Genomic DNA, 17,177 nt, shown 5'->3' with positions numbered 1-17,177 from the left:
GCTTAGTCGTCATCGAAGTCGACGTTTGGGACCAAATCTACGGATTCATCCGTCAATGGGTCATCGGAGCCGGGGACATCCATGGCGGTAGCTTCTTCACCATTTGCCGCCTCTTCCCCAATGCCGAGCTTCTGGAAGATCTTCTTTTCGATCTCATTGGCAAGGTCGGGGTTGTCCTTCAAGAAGGAACGCGCCTTTTCCTTACCTTGGCCCAGCTGATCGCCTTCGTAGGTAAACCAAGAACCGGACTTGCGGATGAAACCGTTTTCTACGCCGAGATCGATGATGGAGGACTCGCGAGAAATGCCCTCGCCGTACATGATGTCGAACTCGGCGATCTTGAACGGCGGGGAAACCTTATTCTTTACCACCTTGAGCTTCGTGCGGTTACCGATGGCGTCTTGGCCATCCTTCAGCGTCTGGATACGGCGGATATCGCAGCGCACGGAGGAGTAGAACTTCAGCGCTTTACCACCGGTGGTGGTCTCCGGGGAGCCGAACATCACACCAATCTTCTCGCGCAGCTGGTTGATGAAGATTGCGGTGGTGCCGGAGTTATATAGCGCACCGGTCATCTTGCGCAAGGCCTGGGACATCAGGCGGGCTTGCAGGCCGACGTGGCTATCGCCCATCTCGCCTTCGATTTCCGCCTTAGGGGTCAGCGCCGCCACGGAGTCCACGACGATAATGTCGATGGCGCCGGAGCGCACCAGCATGTCCGCGATTTCCAGAGCCTGCTCACCGGTATCGGGCTGGGACACGAGGAGGTTATCGGTGTCGACGCCTAGCAGGCGTGCATATTGGGGGTCGAGGGCGTGCTCGGCATCGATAAACGCTGCAATGCCGCCGTCTTTTTGCGCCGAGGCAATGGCATGCAACGCCACCGTCGTCTTACCGGAAGACTCTGGGCCATAGATTTCCACAATTCGCCCGCGCGGGAAGCCACCGATGCCCAGCGCCACGTCGATTGCCGTGTTGCCGGAAGAAATGGCCTTGATGGGCGGGCGATCATCATCACCCAAGCGCATAACGGCGCCCTTGCCATAATCCTTTTCGATCATGGCCATAGCGGCATCTAGCGCCTTCTTGCGGTCATCTCCCTTGGTTGCGGCTGAGGATGATTTCTTTTTCGTTGCCATTGTTATAAATCCTTATCTCGTACGACGCTGCGTGAACACTTAATTAGACTGCTGCAGAACCCTAAATGGTTCCGCCCTCATTGCGATCCCACTGTAGTCGCCCACACCGACACCCCAACTAGAGTACATACATCTGTTCGAATATCGAAAATAGACACACCTTTTCGGCTTTTCTGAGACCCTATAAGGATGGGTAATCTACGCCGAGACGGCGCTCTTGGGGAACATCGAAGTCATTGCACAGCCCTATCCAGACACGGCGGGGATCGACGCCACGTTCGATAAGCTCATCCGGCGTTCCATTAAGCTCTGATAAAACATGCGAATGGCTAATCCACGCCCCTTTTGATTCGCCAAATTCATCCACAACCAGTTGGTGGTACTCCGTCAATCGCATGCGCGCAATCCTACCCACCACCATGGAAATATTTCCAAAACTTTTACCAGGACCCCAGAATTAGCTTCCTTGAACGACGTTCAAATTGGTGTGTCTACAGCGTTTTTCTCCAAGGTGCTAATCTTTGTCCATGCAAAAGAACTCCGTGGCAACCACCATTGCCTATGTAGCGGTATTTACCGCCCTCGTTATCGTTTTAGCCTTCGTTTCTATCCCCGTAGGCACCGCCGGCGTGCCCATCGTCTTGCAAAACGCCGCGCTCATTTTGTCCGGCCTCATCTTGGGCGGAAAGCGCGGGGGCTACGTTGGCTTGCTATTCCTCTTTATCGGTTTGGCATTGCCCGTTTTGGCAGGCGGTGGCACCACGCTCCGCGCGCTTGCCGGCCCTACCGTGGGATACATCATCGGTTACGTACTCTCCCCTATCGCCGCCGGCGCCATTGCTTACCGCGCCCCACGCGGGAAGGGCGGGATGACCGTGGTACTCGCTATCGCAGCCATCGTTGGCCTTCTCGTGCAATACACCTGTGGCGCGATCGGCCTGATGCTTCGCTCCGGATTGGACGTCGGCCCGGCCATCGCAGCGCAAGGCCCATTCGTCCTCGTTGACACCGCAAAGCTCGTCGTGGCCGTTATCATTGCCGTTGGTGTTCACTCCGCATTCCCCGACCTGATGGGTAGGAAGGCCTCCTAGTGCCCACCATCGACTTTTCCTCGGTCACGGTAGCTTTTGATGAGACGGTGGTCCTCAATGACATCAACCTCACTTTAAGCGAGCAGCGGATCGGCGTCATCGGTCAAAATGGCGGCGGAAAGTCCACACTGACCCGGCTTATTAATGGCCTGGGTGAGCCCACCGCGGGTACCGTCACCGTCGACGGCATCAATCCCAGCGAGCAGGGCAAGAAAGTGCGCGAAAAGGTGGGTTTTGTCTTTTCCGATGCCGAAAATCAGATCGTCATGCCCAATGTACGCGATGACATCGCTTTTTCCCTGCGCCGCTTCAAGCTATCGAAGGATGAGCGCAATGCCCGAGTAGACGCCGCCTTGGAACGGTTCGGGCTCTTAGAATTTGCCGAGCGCTCCCCGCACACTCTTTCTGGTGGACAAAAGCAATTGCTCGCCTTAGCCGCAGTGCTGGTCATCGACCCAGTGCTCATCATCGCCGATGAACCAACGACGCTGCTTGATCTCCGCAATCGCGACCGCATCAAGCGCGAGTTCGCGCAGCTTGACCAGCAGCTCATCGTCGTTACTCACGATCTGGAATTCCTCACGGATTTTGACCGTGTCATTTGTATCGATGACCACAAGGTTGCCGCCGATGGCGCTCCCCAGGAGGTCATCGATTTTTACAGAGATCTCATGGCGCGGCGGCCACTCTAGAAAGCCACCTCTAATGACCCGACGCAGAACCAATATTCCGCTATCCGTATATGTTCCGGGCACGACGGTAATCCACCGGATGAAGCCCAGCTGGAAGATACTCATCTTGCTGGTATTTATCCTGGTTACCAGCATCTTTTTCAATACTCTGCCGTGGGCAGGCGGTGCGGTGATCGCCGCAGCGCTAACCTATGTCATCGCCCGCATCCCCCTACGAATTGCCTGGAGCCAACTCTGGCCGCCCCTGGTCATCCTCATTCCCCTTGCCGGTTTCCAATGGTGGGCGAAGGATTTTGACTACGCCGCGGTGATGTTCCTCAATATTTTGGCGGCCATGATTCTGGCCTTTTTGCTAACGCTCACTTCGACGGTCGACGCCATCATGGAGTCGCTGGAAGAATCCCTCCAGCCGCTGAATCGTTTCGGCGTCCCGGTAGAAAACATTAGCTTGGCGATGTCCCTGACTATCCGCCTCATCCCCCTCATGTTCGAAACGATCTACGAGGTTCTCGATGCCCGCAAGGCTCGCGGCGCTGGGTTCTCCCCCTCGGCCTTTGTCACGCCCGTCATCATTCGCTCCATTCGGCGCGCTCGGGCCATTGGCGAAGCCCTTCAGGCCCGCGGCGTCGGTGACTAAGAAAACTTAGGCACATACACTGATAGCGCGACAAAGCCTCCGACTTCCCCACCGCTCAACGCGGCAAAGGAAAGATCGGAGGCTATTTTTCAATTAGCGCTACGACAAGCGCGGGATGAGGAAGTTACTCTCCGCGCAGCTCTCGCAAGCGAGCCTGGACGGCATCATCATTCGAGGTCGGCTGCGCTGCCTGATCCGCAGCAGAGCCAGAGGCCTTATTGCCCTCGATGGCCTGGGTGCGGTTAGATTCTACGGACTTCGTGGAGTTCATCTCGCTACGGATCTGCTCCAAGCGGGAGTGGCCGGCCATCTGGATGCCCGCCTGCTGCACCTCGGCCATACGGTTTTCGACGGAATTTTCCGCCAACTCCGCTTGGCCCAGAGCCTTGGAGTAACGGCGCTCAATCTTATCGCGCACGGCATCGAGCGAAGGCGTGTTGCCGCCTGCAGAAAGCTCGTTCATGGAGTTCAAAGACTCGGAAACCTTTTCCTGCATCTTTGCCTGCTCCAGCTGCGATAGCAGCTTCGAACGCTCATCAACCTTCTGGCGCAGGGCTGCATTATTGCGTTCTACAGCGCGCTTAGCCTGCTCAGCCTGTTGCAATGCCTGGTCGTGGAGCTTCTTCGTGTCCTCCACAGACTCCTCTGCGGTCACCAACTGAGCGGCAAAGGCCTCGGCGGCGTTCTCGTACTCCACGGCCTTGTTTTCATCACCATTGGCGCGCGCCTTATCCGCAAGCTCGAGCGCCTGGCGGGTATTGCCCTGCAGCTTTTCGACCTCGGCTAGGCGACGGTTAAGTTGCATCTCCAGCTGGCGCTGATTGCCAATGACCGCCGCAGCTTGCTGCGAAAGCTCTTGGTGCTGACGTTGGGCATCTTCGATGGCCTGCTCAATCTGAATTTTCGGATCGGCATTCTCTTCGATTTTATTATCGAACAGTGCCATCAGGTACTTCCAACCCTTAACAAATGGATTCGCCATTATGCTCTAGACCTTTCTAAGGAATGTGGTAATGCGTCGCGTTGTCGTGTTCATAGTAACCCAACGCCTAGGGCTCTGCCGCTACTAATCGAAGGTATCCACCGCGGCAATTCTTTTCAGAATCGCGCACGCGTTAAAGCTCAGAAGCAGCCGGCGCGGTATGCGCGAGCTCTTCATCCATCGAGGGCAGCGCCATATAACCGGCAGCCTCGATCAGGACGTCCGACACCGATGCGTCGAGCGCGTGGCACACGGAGGCCAGTAACTCAGAAGAAACTTCCTTGCGGCCCCGCTCGAGCTCCGACAAGTAGCCCGGTGACACGCGGGCAACGCTAGCCAATTCGCGCAGGGTAACCGACTTGTCCGCGCGGAATGCACGCAGGGTCAGGCCCAATGCTTCACGCAGGAGTGGTTCTGGGGCGCGGGCAGGTTGTGGCGCCGATGGTGCCGCTGCCGCAGGTTCCGCGGCAGTCTGCGCCGAGTGGTCTAGGACTGCTGTAGAAATGTTCATCGTACGTTTTAACGCTCCTTCGATGAAATTTGTTCCCCACTGCTAGGAAAATTTTTGATGATCGCACCAAGTTGGGCGATTGCTGCTCCTACCGTGGCCTTTCTGATGTCGTTGCGTTCAGTGCCCAAGTCGCGCAAACAATAAGACTGCGCTATGCGGCCCGCGGAATAGATTCCTAAAAATACCGTGCCGGGATCTTTTCCTTCTTGTTTATCTGGCCCGGCAACGCCGGTAAGCCCTAAGCCCCAATCCGCCCCCGTTTCCGCAACTGCGGCGCGGGCCATATCGACTGCGGTTTCGCCAGAGACGACGCCTACGCGTTCGATCTCAGAGACTGGTTTATCCAAGAAGTGGGACTTTACCTCTGTGGCATAGGTAATAAGGCCGCCGCGCAAGACGGCCGATGCTCCAGGCACCGAAGCGATGGTAGCGCTGGCTAGGCCGGCAGTCAGCGACTCGCAAAAAGCCACGGTCTCGTGGCGCTCTGTTAATAAGGCAACGAGGTCAGATTTTGTGAAAGCCATTGTTTAACTATTTTGCTTTTGTCCATCGATGAGATACTGCACGCCGGTAATGACCGTTACCACGACGGCCATCCACATGATGAAGGAGGTAGGAATATCCATCCACGAGGGAAGCGGCCACAAATATAGGCCTACGGCAAAGGACTGCAGGACGGTCTTCAACTTGCCGCCTTTAGAGGCTGGGACGACTTTTCCGCGGCGCAGCAAGGCCATGCGCCAGATGGTAATGCCGAATTCCCGGATCAGAATAATGACGGTAACCCAAACCGAAAGCTGATCGACGATATTGAGACAGACAAGCGCTGTGGTCATGAGCGCTTTATCAGCAATGGGGTCGGCGATCTTGCCAAAATCGGTAATCAACCCGCGGGCGCGAGCAATATCGCCATCGAGCTTATCCGTGAGCATTAAGGCGGCGAAGACGCCAAAAGACCACCACTGGTGGCCGCCGATGACCAGCCATGCAAAGACCGGAATGAAAACGATACGCAGGCAGGTAAGGACATTTGGCAGATTCCAATTAGAGACCTGCGGATTCACATCCGAGGACTGCGCTGACTGTGCTCCGGGTTGATTCACCCTATACATACTACCCGCTTGGGTTATGGTCTCGCGGCACACTCCCCCGAAAATTTATACTGTCCGGTATGAAATATTTTGCAGTCAACTATGAATATAACCCGGCCAACCCAGAGATAGCGAAGGTCCGCCCGGCCCACCGCGAGTTCACCGGGAAACTATTTGATGAGGGCACCATCGTGGCCTCGGGACCGTTCACGGATTCCCAAGGAGGCGCGCTCATCGTCGTGCGCTTTGACGATGATGGCACCGAGGTCGCCGATGTCATCCAGCTGATGAACGATGATCCCTTCTATCAAGAAGGCTGCCTCCAGGGCCGCAGCTTCCGCGAGTGGACCCCGGTTAAAGCCCGCTTCTAGGCTCTCCCCCCTAGTTGGGTAGGTCTTCCTTGGACAGATCCTCGGCCCTGCCCAGGTAATCGCCGCGCGTATTGCGTACGATCTTATTTCCTTCCTCATCCCAGTCGTAGTGGTTGTGGGATACGGCCACTACGCCTTGGGTTTTATCGCGCATGTTCTTAATAACCGATGCAAGAACCGTGATGACCAAGACTCCAACAATGACCACCAGCGAGCCGATGGTGGAGATTTCCGGCACGGATTCGATATTGTCGCCGCCATTGATAAACGGCAGGTTATTCTCGTGCAACGCGTGGAAGAGCAGCTTGACACCGATGAAGCCCAGGATGATGCCCAGGCCGTAAGGCAGGTAGACGAGGCGGTCCAAGAGGCCATCGATAAGAAAGTACATTTGGCGCAGGCCCATCAGCGCGAATGCGTTGGTGGTAAAGACCAAAAACGCCTCTGAGGTAATGCCGTAGATTGCCGGAATGGAATCGAAGGCAAACATGACATCGATAAGCCCAATGGATACCAGCGCGACGAATAGCGGCGTGAAGGCGAACTTGCCCTTCTTCGAGCCATCGTCCACGCGGTGGGTGAGCTTATCCCCGTGGTACTGCGGGGTGACATCTACCGCCTTGCGCACGAGCTTGATGATGGCCATATCGTTCGGGTTGGTCTCCGGCGCATCCCGAATCTCATCGATGACCAACTTGATGGCGGTATACAGCAGGAAGATGGCAAAGAGGTAGAAGATATCAGACCACGCCGCGATGACCGCCGCACCCAGCAAAATGAATACGAGGCGGAAGACGAGGGCGATGATGATACCGATGAGCAGCACCTTTTGCTGGTACTTGCGCGGGATTTTAAAGGATCCCATGATAAGCGCAAATACGAAGAGGTTATCCACGGAAAGCGCCTGCTCTGTGACATAACCGGTAAAGAATTGGATGCCGTGCTCATGGCCCCATACGGCCCAGACAACGCCGCCAAAAACTAAGGCGACGGCAATGTAGAACAAGGTCCACAGGCCCGACTCTTTCAGGGTGGGCTCATGTGGACTGCGCACGTGAGAATAAAAGTCGAATATAAAAAAGGCTAGAATCACCGCACCGGTGACCAGCCACACCCACAATGGAACGTTCATCGCGAGATCCCTCCGGTCGAATTTACTTTAAGAAAGTGACCGGAGGTCTCCCCCGCCCAGCGGATATTCCTCGCTGGGCCGACACGACCGGGAGCGCACAGCTACCGTGTTGACGATCTATGCCGAATGTGGGGTACTCCCCTCCAAGACCGTAACCATCTTACACTACTTAGAAGGCCCCGGATGATGGGTTATAGGTCGCTTGCACCGTCCGCGTATCGGAATCGGGGGCATCGGAAAGAGCGGAATCTGCGGAATCGCCGCCATCATCGTCTTCTTCCTGGTTCATCTCGTCCTGGATTTCCTTGGGGGCATCGGCAGGGTCGGCGCCCTTAATCATCCACAGGATGGTATCGAGCTCTTCCGGCTTGACCAGCACCTCGCGCGCCTTGGAGCCTTCCGATGGCCCGACGACGCCGCGCGATTCCATCAGGTCCATCAGGCGGCCCGCCTTGGCAAAACCGATGCGCAGCTTACGCTGCAGCATTGAGGTGGAACCCAGCTGAGCGGTGACCACCAGCTCGACGGCCTCGAGGAGATCATCCATGTCCTTGCCAATGTCATCGTCGATCTCCTTCTTCGCCTCGGACTGCTTTTCCTCGGTCACGCCCTCGGTATAGTTCGGGGCGGCCTGGGATTTAGCGGCCTCAACCACATCCATGACCTCGTCATCGGAAACGAAGGCACCTTGCATGCGCACTGGGCGCTTGCCCTGCGGGATAAATAGACCATCACCCATGCCAATGAGCTTTTCCGCACCGCCTTGGTCCAAGATAACGCGGGAGTCGGTCAAGGACGAGGTGGCAAAGGCCAAGCGGGAAGGCACGTTGGTCTTGATAAGGCCGGTAACCACATCGACGGACGGGCGCTGAGTAGCAAGCACCAAGTGGATGCCGGCGGCGCGGGCCTTCTGGGTGATGCGGACGATGGAGTCCTCGATCTCCTTCGGGGCGGTCATCATCAAGTCCGCCAGCTCGTCGACGACGCAGACGATATAAGGATACGGACGAACCTCGCGCTCGGAACCTGCCGGTGCCTGGTACTCGCCGGAGACAACCTTGCGGTTATAGTCCTCGATCTTGCGCACGCGCGCGGCCTTCATATCCATGTACCGCTGCTCCATCTCTTCTACCAGCCACTGGAGGGCCGCGGCGGCCTTCTTCGGCTGGGTAATGATGGGCGTAATCAGGTGCGGGATGCCCTCATACGGCGTGAGCTCGACCATCTTTGGGTCGACGAGGATCAGGCGTACCTGCTCCGGGGTGGCGCGGGTAAGCAGCGAGACCAGCATGGAGTTCACGAACGCGGACTTACCGGAACCGGTAGCGCCGGCAACCAGCAAGTGCGGCATCTTCTGCACGGAAAAGGACGTATATTCGCCCTCGATATCCTTGCCCAGGCCAATCAACATTGGGTCCGGGGAAGACGTCATGCTGGGCGCGTCCAAGACCTCGCGCAGGTGGACCATTTCGCGGTCCGGGTTAGGCACCTCAATACCCACCGCGGACTTGCCCGGAATCGGCGTGAGCAAACGCAGGTTATCGGTAGCCACGGCATAGGCCAGGTTGGACTGCAGGTTCGTAATCTTCGAAACCTTCACGCCTGGTCCAAGCTCAATCTCATAGCGTGTCACCGTGGGGCCACGGCTAAAGCCCGTCACTTGAGCATTGACGTTGAACTCTTCGAAGACATCGGTAATGGCCTCGATGATGCGGTCATTGATCTCGGTGCGTTCCTTCGCAGGCGTGCCTGGGGTCAGCAGATCGGTAGAGGGCACCGCATAGTTGTCGTTGCCAAATTGCGCAGGCGCGGGGGCTTGGGGCTGTGCGGCAGGCTGTTCCGCCCCCGCGGTGGATTCCACCTGTGCGCCGGTGGCCGCATCGCGCCCAGAACGCTCGCGGAATAGGCGCCGGGCCTCCTCGTGCGCCGAAGAGACAGCATCGGAACCGGCCTTGGCGGCACCAGCGGCAGCGGCTCCGGCGGCAGCTCCAGCACCAGCGCCCTTGGCCTTGCCGGCTGCACCTGCGGCACCAGCCACACCAGAAGCAGCGGCAGCACCGGCGCCAGCGGCCCCAGCGGCTCCAGCACCAGCGCCGCGGCCAGCCCGCGACTTGCGGCCGGTGGAAGAACCACCGGTGGCAGAACCCAAGACGCGGGTGGGCTCGCTTTCTGGCAGGGCCTGTTGGGTGGATTCGGAAGCCTCTGCGTAGTCAGCGTCGTCTACTGCCGGGAAGGCATCGGTATCCCCCATTTGGGAGTCCGAGCCGTAGCTCAACTCTTCGTCGTTGCGGTCCACCGGCTCATAGCCCGCGCGGACCGGGGTGTTGAAGGCGACGGTGTGGTCGTCCTCGGGGGCATCGGCAAGCGATTGCACCGGATAGGGGCTGCCAGTCTTGCGCGGAGTGGACGTGCTGCGGCGCTTCGGGGCGGGGCGCTCGGAACGCTCGCGGCCGTGCGCAATATCGTCGATATCGCCAGACACGTGGCCGTAGAGATCGTCATCCTCGTCCGCATCATCGTAATCTGCATCGCTGCCGCCAAAGCGGGAAAAGGCCGAGCGCAGCGAATCCGCCACGAGCTCATAGGCCTCGCGGATGGTGATACCGGTGACCAGCAGCGCGCCGTAAATGATGACGAGGAAGAGCAAGGGTACTGCAACATACGAGGTAAACGCGGCATCGAGAATCCCGCCGATGGCAAAGCCAACAATACCGCCGGCCCCGCCCGCGGTATCGGTGGTAAACCCAAGCGGCGGATTGCCGGCAAAGATGTGGATGAGGCTCAGCATCGCCAGCACGATAATCGTCGTGCCGCCCGCAATACGCGGATTAATGCGCCCGGATGGACCATCCATTTCCATCATGAGCGAAATGGCCAGCGCGACGAGCGCAATGGGAAGTACCCACGCGCCGGCGCCGATGACGTAGCGCACCAGGTTGCCTACCCAGGCGCCCACCTGGCCGGCAACGCCAAACCACACGGTGGCGGCGAGGACGATGGATACGCCGATGAGCACCAGGGCAACCGCATCCGGATTATTGACTCGCAACCCGCCCTGCGGGGAAGCCGCCTCCTCCTCGGCAGCCTGTGCCTCCTCTTCGGCTGCGATATCGCGCGCGCGAGTTACCTTGCTTTTCTTCTTTTTTCCGGCGCTATCAGAAATTTCCTGTGGCTCCCTTGCTCTCTCGAAATCCTCCGTGCCGTCAGCAGTTACATCCTGGCTCGGCTTCAGGCCCGCAAGGCCATTGCCTAGGCCGCGGGCAACATTGCCCATTCCGCGCGCGGTGGCACCAAAAGCGGAGCCAAGCCCCTTGCCGACGGCCCTAAATGCACTCCCCGTACGCTCTTGCGTCGTTCCTGCCGCGCGCCCAGACGAGGTCATCTCCAGCGTCTCTGGCACACCGGCGCTGGACTGGCTGCGACCAGATGGCCGCGACCTGTTCGCTTTCCGGCCAGGCGCGCTTTTCGATGCTCGCGTCTGGTTCCGGCGCGATCCGCGAGAGGAGGCATTTTTGACAGACATGTCATTTACCTTAACCGGAAAACCCCACAAATCACATACGCCACACGCTTGGCAGTGCTAGTTGGCCGGAAATTATCCCGCGTCCGGACCAAAAAGGCGCAGCATGGGCCACAAAATCGACTTTATCTAGCCTACAGGGTTGACATCTTGATGGCTGACTCGTCGCCATTGATGGTGACCTGCACGACATCGCGCCCGTACGCCCACAGCAGGAGTTCGCCGACCTCCCCGCTTACGCGGACCACGCGATCGCCGCGATCGGCTACCCCGTGCTTATCTGCCACGACGATGCGCGGCATCCCGTCCGGCTGCAGGATCACCGGCTGGGTGGATTTACGCAGGCTCAATTTGGCCCAGATCTTCAAAAAACGGTGCAGCTTCTTCTGCACGGCGACAGAGAAATCGCGGGGTTCGGTCTGGCCATTGGCGCGACGGATATCCTCGTGGTGGATAAAATGTTCGCCCAAATTTTGCTGGGCATCGAGAAAACGTGCGGGGTTGAACTTTGCTGGTCCCCTCCCCCAGGCATCGACAAGCTCATCGAAATCGCGGCGGGCAACCTTGGCGGATTCCTTTTCCAGGTGGGGCTGCAGGACCGAAAGGAACATGCCCGCTGCGGCATCGGGACGGTTTTCGCGCACCCACAGGTGGGCAACTAAGTCGCGCGTGGTCCAGCCTTCACACAGCGTGGGGGCGTCTGGACCTAGCTGATGCAAAAGCGCGACCATCTTGGCGCGTTCGGAAGATGAAAACGACATGTGCCCCAGCATACCGAGGTCATCGAAATGCTGGGGCACAGAAACTATGCCGGAATTAAATCCTTTTGTAGGAGAACCTACAGGGACTCGCGGCTGGCGTCGACATCGGCGTCATCGGCAAGCAGCGTGCCTGAATTCGTCGGCACGATGGTGGGCAAAATAACCGGCTCGCGCTTGTACTTGGAATCCATGAGCTTGGAGACCTTGCGGCGCAGCTTTTGCACCATCCGGTAGGTGTCATTCTCGCCCTCTGCGGCGAGATCGTTCATGGTGTTTTCCACCATCTCCGCAACCTCGGGCACAACGCCGCGGTCATCATCGGAGAAACCGGTGGTTGCCACGGTTGGGTGCTCGAGCAGGCGGGAGGTGCGGTTATCAATCACGCAGGTAATGGATACCACGCCGCCGGCGCCCAGGTTGGTGCGGTCTGCCAAGGTATCGGCATCGACATCGCCCATGGACACTCCATCGACGTAGAGGTGGCCAACCTGCAGCTGGCCGACAACCTCCGCGCGGCCCTTGCGCAGATCTACCACGACACCGTTTTGCGCCAAGACCGTCCGGTCGCGGGCCACACCGGTGGAAATCGCCAATTCCTTATTGGCACGCAGGTGGCGCCACTCGCCGTGGACCGGCATGGCATTGCGCGGGCGCGCCGCGTTGTACAGGAAGAGCAGCTCGCCGGAGTAGCCGTGGCCGGAAGCGTGGACCTTGACGTCCTGGTTGGTAATGACGTTGGCACCGATCTGGGACAGCATATTGATAACGCCGAATACGGCCTCTTCGTTGCCCGGGATGAGCGAGGAGGAGAAGATGATGGTATCGCCATCGCGCACCGTGATCTGGCGGTGCTCGCGGCGGGCCATGCGGGACAGCGCGGCCATCGGCTCACCCTGCGTACCAGTGGTAATGAGCATGGTCTTGTGCGGAGCCATCTTCGCGGCCTCGTCGATGGGGATGATGGTACCGCGCGGGACCTTCAAAAAGCCCATCTTTTCCGCGATTTCCATATTGCGCATCATCGAACGGCCATTGAAGGCCACCTTGCGGCCATTGGCCACGGCAGCGTCGATGGCGGCCTGCACGCGGTAGACGTTCGAGGCGAAGGAAGCCAAGATGACGCGCTGCTTCGCATTAGCCACCAAGCGCTTGAAGTTGGCCGGGATATCGCCCTCGGAGGCGGATACACCCGGCACGGTGGCGTTGGTGGAATCGCACAGCATGAGGTCGACGCCCTCGTCGCCGTAACGAGACAGCGCCGGAAGGTCGGTCGGGCGATTATCCAACGGGGTCTGGTCAAGCTTGATATCACCGGTGTGGATGATATTGCCTGCCGGGGTGCCCAGCATGATGCCGAGCGCATCCGGCACGGAGTGGTTGACCGCCCAGAAGCGAACGCGGAAGCAACCGTAGGTCACGTCAGACTTCTCGTTGACCTCGACGAACTTCGGCTTCTGGCGGTGTTCCTTACACTTGGCCGCAATAAGCGCGATGGTGAAACGGGAAGCCACGATGGGGATATCCGGGCGCAGCTTCAGCAGCCACGGGATGGCACCGATGTGGTCTTCGTGGGCGTGGGTGACCACGAGGGCCTTGACCTTGTCGATCTTCTTCTCAATCGGCCCGAAGTCCGGCAGGATGAGGTCCACGCCAGGCTCGCCAGACGATGGGAAGAGCACGCCGCAGTCAATGATGAGCAGCTCATCGCCGTACTCAAAGACGGTCATGTTGCGGCCGATTTCGGAGATACCGCCCAAGGCGTAGATGCGCAGCGTATCCTTCGCCTGCTTTGGCGGTTCCGGCAGGCGCTTGGTCAAATCAGCACCCTGCATGGACTTCGGCACGTTGCGGCGGCCGCGGTTATTGTTATTGCGGCCACGGCCCTTGCCGTTGCCGTTCTTTCCGTTGCCACCGTTGTTGTTCTTATTATTGCCACCGTGGCCATTGCCGCCGTGGTTATTTCCCTGGCCATTGCCATTATTGCCGTTTCCACCACGGCCACGGCCGCGGCCGCCACGGGAACGCGAGCGGCGGCCGTTGTTATCGCCGTCGTTCTTGTTATCGGCAGAGTTATTCTTGCCAGAGTTGCCCTGGTCTTCATTTCCGGCAGTGCCGGCGTTATTTGCAGGGGCCTGAAATACGGGCGAAGCCGCCTCATTGGAGGCGGTCTCAGTTTCCGAAGGTGGACCCGCCTTGCGGGTGACCTTGCGGGAACGGTTACGGGGTTCAGTCATTCTTAAAGGACTCCAGATTGTTCCAAATCACGGCGAAGTACCTCGCGTTCCTCCTCGCTCGCGGCGGTAACAGGAAGGCGGGGATCGCCAACTTCAAAGCCCTGCAGGCGCAGAGCTTCCTTTGCAAATGTCGCTCCGCCCAACCGCGCCTGAGCGCGGGTCAGTGGAAGAAGCGTTGAGTAATTTATTTCTTGCGCGCGGGCCAAATCGCCCGCATCGAAAGCTTCATAGAGTTCTACCAAGGCACGCGGCGCAGCGTGCCCGATGACGGAGATGAAACCCGAAGCACCGAGGGATAGCCACGGCAGGTTAATCGGATCGTCACCGGAGTACCACGCCAAGTCGGTTTCTTGGATGAGTTCTGCGGCCGCGGAAAGATCGCCCTTAGCGTCCTTCACGGCTTGGATAGTCGGCAATTCCGTAAGGCGGCGGAGCGTATCCGACGCCACTGGGATGCCCGAGCGGCCAGGGATGTCATAGACGCAAATCGGCAGATCCGTAGAATCAGCAACTGCGGCAAAATGCTCGTAGACGCCCTTTTGGGAGGGCTTGGAGTAATACGGAGTCACAACGAGCAAGCTATCGGCTCCTGCGGCGGCGGAAGCTTGGGCAACCTCAATCGAGGTTGCGGTGTTATTCGTTCCGGCGCCCGCACAGATCCGGACGCGGTCTCCCACTTCCTCTTTTACGGCCTTGAGCAGCTCCAACTTTTCGTCCAAGGACGTGGTAGGAGACTCGCCCGTCGTTCCACCCAAGATGAGTGAATCCACGCCGTTGTCTACGAGATGAGCTGCCAGGCGGCGACCCGCTTCTACATCCAGCGCACCGTCACGATCAAACGGAGTGACCATGGCGACGCCAATGCGACCGAAGGTGTCAACGCCAGTCTTTGCTGTCATACCTGTGCTCATAGCCGTCAAGGTTACCCGCTAGTGCACCTTTTGGCCGCATCGGGGTGGCGCGTGTTAAGCGTAAGGGCTTGCGGCCATCTGCGTTCCATCGGCCAACGTGGTGATATGGAAGTCATCGAAAAGCGCTGGTGCTTGCTCCTGCAAATGCTTCAAGCACTCCACCGCCACTTCGCGCAATTCCGTATCAGCATGCTCAGCCGCCCGCGCCCCAATGAAGTGGCGCCACGCGCGGTAATTGCCGGTAACGACGAGCCTGGTTTCCGTCGCATTGGGCAATACTGCGCGCGCCGCCTGCCGCGCCTGCTTCTTTCGCAGCAGCGCATTCGGCTCATCCAGCTTTTCTTCCAAGGCCTCTAGCAGCTCATCGTAGACAAAACGGGTTTCATCCACGGCTTGCATGACCAATCGGCGTAATTGCTCATCTTCTTCCACCAGCTTGGGCAGCGCTACGTGCATCTCATTAGGGTGCACAAAGCGCTGGGATAGCTGCGAAAAGGAAAAATGCCGGTGGCGAACCAATTCATGGCTGGCTGAGCGCGAGAGCCCCGTGATGTACATCGTGGCCGTGGCGTGTTCCAATAGCGCCGTATGGCCTACCTCCATGATGTGGTGCAGGTAGGCGGAGTTCGTCGCGGTGCGCGGGTTGGGTTTGTCAAAAGACTCATAACACGCCCGTCCTGCGAATTCGACGAGGGCCTCGCCATCGGTCGCCGTCTCATCGGCACGCCACTGCGTTCCCTGTGGCGGGTGAAACTCGGTGGCGGCAATGAGCTGGATATTTAGCTCACTCGCAGTGGCCATACCGCTACAGCCCCAGGTACTTGTCTAGCCCGACAACCAATCCCGGGTGCTGCGCAATCTCGCGCACGCCGACCAAAACGCCAGGGGTAAAGGAGGAACGATCGTAGGAATCCTGGCGGATGGTCAGGGATTGCCCCTGCGCACCGAAAATGACCTCTTCGTGGGCCACCATGCCGCGGGTACGCACGGCATGCACCGGGATTCCGTCTACATTCGCACCGCGCGCGCCCTCGAGGGACTTTTCCGTCGCATCCGGCATCTCGCCCAATTCGGCATCGCGGCGCGCCTGGGCAATGGCCTCTGCGGTGTGGATGGCGGTGCCGGAAGGCGCATCCAGCTTGGTGGGGTGGTGAAATTCAACGACCTCTGCGGTCTCGAAAAACTTCGCCGCCTGCTTGGCAAGCACCATGGTCATCACGGCAGAGATGGCGAAATTCGGTGCGATCAGCACGTTGCCAGCACCTTCTTGGCGGGTCCACTGCTCCACCTGGTCCAGGCGCTCTTTATCAAAGCCAGTGGTGCCCACCACGCAGTGAATGCCGTTCGCGATGCAAAACTCCAGGTTTCCCATCACCGAATCAGGCTGGGTGAAGTCCACGATGACCTCTGCGTGATTATCAACCAAGTGCTGCAGGTCATCCCCGCGGCTAATTTCCGCTACGAGCTCTAGATCATCTTCGGCATGAACGCCTTCAACAATCGCTTTGCCGACGCGCCCCTGCGCTCCCAAGACTCCTACTTTGATCGCCATTGCGGGCCTCACTTTCTTAACAACTTTGAGTTAAACCTTTGTTTCTTTCCCATCCTATCGCGCTCGCCCATCCGCGGCGGGCGGGCCTCCGAACGGCAAAAATACCACTGCTAGACTGGGCGTCATGCAGATTTATATTGCGTCCGTTCCAGTAGATGACGTTGCTCGCGCCCACGATTTTTATGTCGATGTCCTAGGTTTCCGGGTAAAAGATGACGTCACGCACGGCGATTTCCGGTGGCTAACGGTCACCAACGCGGACGGCGACGGCAGCGTTGAATTGCTGCTTGAACCCAAGGGTCACCCAGCCGCCAAAACGTACACCGAGGCGCTGAAGGCGGATAATATCCCGGTCACCCAATTCTTGTCGCAGGATGTGGAGAAAGAATACGCCGAACTCAAGGACAAGGGCGTGGACTTTACCATGGAGCCCACCGACGTTGGCCCCTCCATTACCGCAGTCTTTGACGATACCGTGGGTAACCTCATCCAGCTCGTCCAGTTGAAGCGCTAGGCCCACGCCTTCGCTACTTTCCCTTATACAACAATTGCA

18 protein-coding genes are annotated in these 17,177 nt (G+C 58.6%); 5 read left to right on the top strand and 13 right to left on the bottom strand.

Annotated elements, in window-relative coordinates:
• Nucleotides 1-2: 2 nt before the first annotated feature.
• Together recA and QP908_RS00705 are read right to left on the bottom strand one after the other, a co-directional pair.
• A complete protein-coding gene (gene recA, locus QP908_RS00710; protein WP_023030598.1) occupies nucleotides 3-1,139 on the bottom strand; it encodes a recombinase RecA in 1,137 nt (378 codons plus the stop codon).
• Nucleotides 1,140-1,320: 181 nt separating this feature from the next.
• On the bottom strand, nucleotides 1,321-1,536 hold the full coding sequence (locus tag QP908_RS00705; RefSeq protein ID WP_023017347.1) for a DUF3046 domain-containing protein: 216 nt from the start codon (nucleotides 1,534-1,536) through the stop codon (nucleotides 1,321-1,323).
• 130 nt (nucleotides 1,537-1,666) lie between these two features.
• Here QP908_RS00705 and QP908_RS00700 point away from each other — a divergent pair, with 130 nt between their 5' ends.
• From QP908_RS00700 to QP908_RS00690, 3 genes are read left to right on the top strand one after another with little or no spacing between them, the layout of a single operon-like run.
• Entirely contained in the window at nucleotides 1,667-2,230 is a 564-nt protein-coding gene (locus QP908_RS00700; protein WP_239269522.1) for a biotin transporter BioY, read from the top strand.
• Nucleotides 2,230-2,922, top strand: a complete 693-nt coding sequence (locus QP908_RS00695) for an energy-coupling factor ABC transporter ATP-binding protein (protein ID WP_284771450.1) — start codon at nucleotides 2,230-2,232, stop codon at nucleotides 2,920-2,922. Before QP908_RS00700 ends, QP908_RS00695 begins: the two co-directional genes overlap by 1 nt.
• A gap of 13 nt (nucleotides 2,923-2,935) precedes the next feature.
• Nucleotides 2,936-3,559, top strand: coding sequence for an energy-coupling factor transporter transmembrane component T family protein (locus QP908_RS00690; protein ID WP_255716860.1), 624 nt, complete (start codon nucleotides 2,936-2,938; stop codon nucleotides 3,557-3,559).
• 124 nt (nucleotides 3,560-3,683) lie between these two features.
• Here QP908_RS00690 and QP908_RS00685 read toward each other — a convergent pair whose 3' ends face one another.
• The 4 genes from QP908_RS00685 to pgsA form a co-directional block, all read right to left on the bottom strand.
• Nucleotides 3,684-4,541 carry a PspA/IM30 family protein gene (locus tag QP908_RS00685; RefSeq protein WP_126319241.1) on the bottom strand — a complete coding sequence of 286 codons (858 nt, stop codon included), beginning with the start codon at nucleotides 4,539-4,541 and terminating at the stop codon, nucleotides 3,684-3,686.
• 133 nt (nucleotides 4,542-4,674) lie between these two features.
• Nucleotides 4,675-5,052, bottom strand: coding sequence for a helix-turn-helix domain-containing protein (locus QP908_RS00680; RefSeq protein WP_005278839.1), 378 nt, complete (start codon nucleotides 5,050-5,052; stop codon nucleotides 4,675-4,677).
• Nucleotides 5,053-5,060: 8 nt separating this feature from the next.
• Nucleotides 5,061-5,576 carry a CinA family protein gene (locus QP908_RS00675; RefSeq protein ID WP_239269520.1) on the bottom strand — a complete coding sequence of 172 codons (516 nt, stop codon included), beginning with the start codon at nucleotides 5,574-5,576 and terminating at the stop codon, nucleotides 5,061-5,063.
• A 3-nt stretch (nucleotides 5,577-5,579) separates the two neighbouring features.
• Nucleotides 5,580-6,164 (bottom strand): CDP-diacylglycerol--glycerol-3-phosphate 3-phosphatidyltransferase, encoded by a 585-nt coding sequence (pgsA, locus tag QP908_RS00670; protein ID WP_239269519.1) that lies wholly within the window; start codon nucleotides 6,162-6,164, stop codon nucleotides 5,580-5,582.
• Nucleotides 6,165-6,223: 59 nt separating this feature from the next.
• Here pgsA and QP908_RS00665 point away from each other — a divergent pair, with 59 nt between their 5' ends.
• Complete coding sequence (locus QP908_RS00665; RefSeq protein ID WP_284771449.1) at nucleotides 6,224-6,514, top strand: YciI family protein; 291 nt, start codon at nucleotides 6,224-6,226, stop codon at nucleotides 6,512-6,514.
• A 10-nt stretch (nucleotides 6,515-6,524) separates the two neighbouring features.
• On the opposite strand, the gene QP908_RS00660 is transcribed toward QP908_RS00665, so the two are convergent.
• The 7 genes from QP908_RS00660 to dapB form a co-directional block, all read right to left on the bottom strand.
• Nucleotides 6,525-7,646, bottom strand: coding sequence for a TerC family protein (locus QP908_RS00660; protein ID WP_023017338.1), 1,122 nt, complete (start codon nucleotides 7,644-7,646; stop codon nucleotides 6,525-6,527).
• A 169-nt stretch (nucleotides 7,647-7,815) separates the two neighbouring features.
• A complete protein-coding gene (locus tag QP908_RS00655) occupies nucleotides 7,816-11,028 on the bottom strand; it encodes an FtsK/SpoIIIE family DNA translocase (protein WP_502868852.1) in 3,213 nt (1,070 codons plus the stop codon).
• Nucleotides 11,029-11,300: 272 nt separating this feature from the next.
• Nucleotides 11,301-11,939 carry a TIGR03085 family metal-binding protein gene (locus QP908_RS00650; protein ID WP_239269545.1) on the bottom strand — a complete coding sequence of 213 codons (639 nt, stop codon included), beginning with the start codon at nucleotides 11,937-11,939 and terminating at the stop codon, nucleotides 11,301-11,303.
• Between the two features lie 65 nt (nucleotides 11,940-12,004).
• The gene (locus QP908_RS00645) at nucleotides 12,005-14,161 is read right to left on the bottom strand and encodes a ribonuclease J (protein ID WP_239275485.1); all 2,157 of its coding nucleotides are present in this window, start codon (nucleotides 14,159-14,161) and stop codon (nucleotides 12,005-12,007) included.
• A 2-nt stretch (nucleotides 14,162-14,163) separates the two neighbouring features.
• Entirely contained in the window at nucleotides 14,164-15,072 is a 909-nt protein-coding gene (gene dapA / locus QP908_RS00640) for a 4-hydroxy-tetrahydrodipicolinate synthase (RefSeq protein WP_239269516.1), read from the bottom strand.
• 54 nt (nucleotides 15,073-15,126) lie between these two features.
• Entirely contained in the window at nucleotides 15,127-15,873 is a 747-nt protein-coding gene (gene thyX, locus QP908_RS00635) for an FAD-dependent thymidylate synthase (protein WP_239269515.1), read from the bottom strand.
• 4 nt (nucleotides 15,874-15,877) lie between these two features.
• Nucleotides 15,878-16,624 (bottom strand): 4-hydroxy-tetrahydrodipicolinate reductase, encoded by a 747-nt coding sequence (gene dapB, locus QP908_RS00630; protein ID WP_239269514.1) that lies wholly within the window; start codon nucleotides 16,622-16,624, stop codon nucleotides 15,878-15,880.
• A 124-nt stretch (nucleotides 16,625-16,748) separates the two neighbouring features.
• Between dapB and QP908_RS00625 the strand changes: the two genes are divergently transcribed.
• Nucleotides 16,749-17,138 (top strand): VOC family protein, encoded by a 390-nt coding sequence (locus tag QP908_RS00625; protein WP_239269513.1) that lies wholly within the window; start codon nucleotides 16,749-16,751, stop codon nucleotides 17,136-17,138.
• The last annotated feature ends 39 nt before the right edge of the window (nucleotides 17,139-17,177 follow it).

This window comes from Corynebacterium sp. MSK204 (assembly GCF_030229885.1).
In the GTDB taxonomy this organism is placed as follows: Bacteria; Actinomycetota; Actinomycetes; order Mycobacteriales; family Mycobacteriaceae; genus Corynebacterium.
This window is presented reverse-complemented; position numbering and strand designations above follow the sequence as displayed.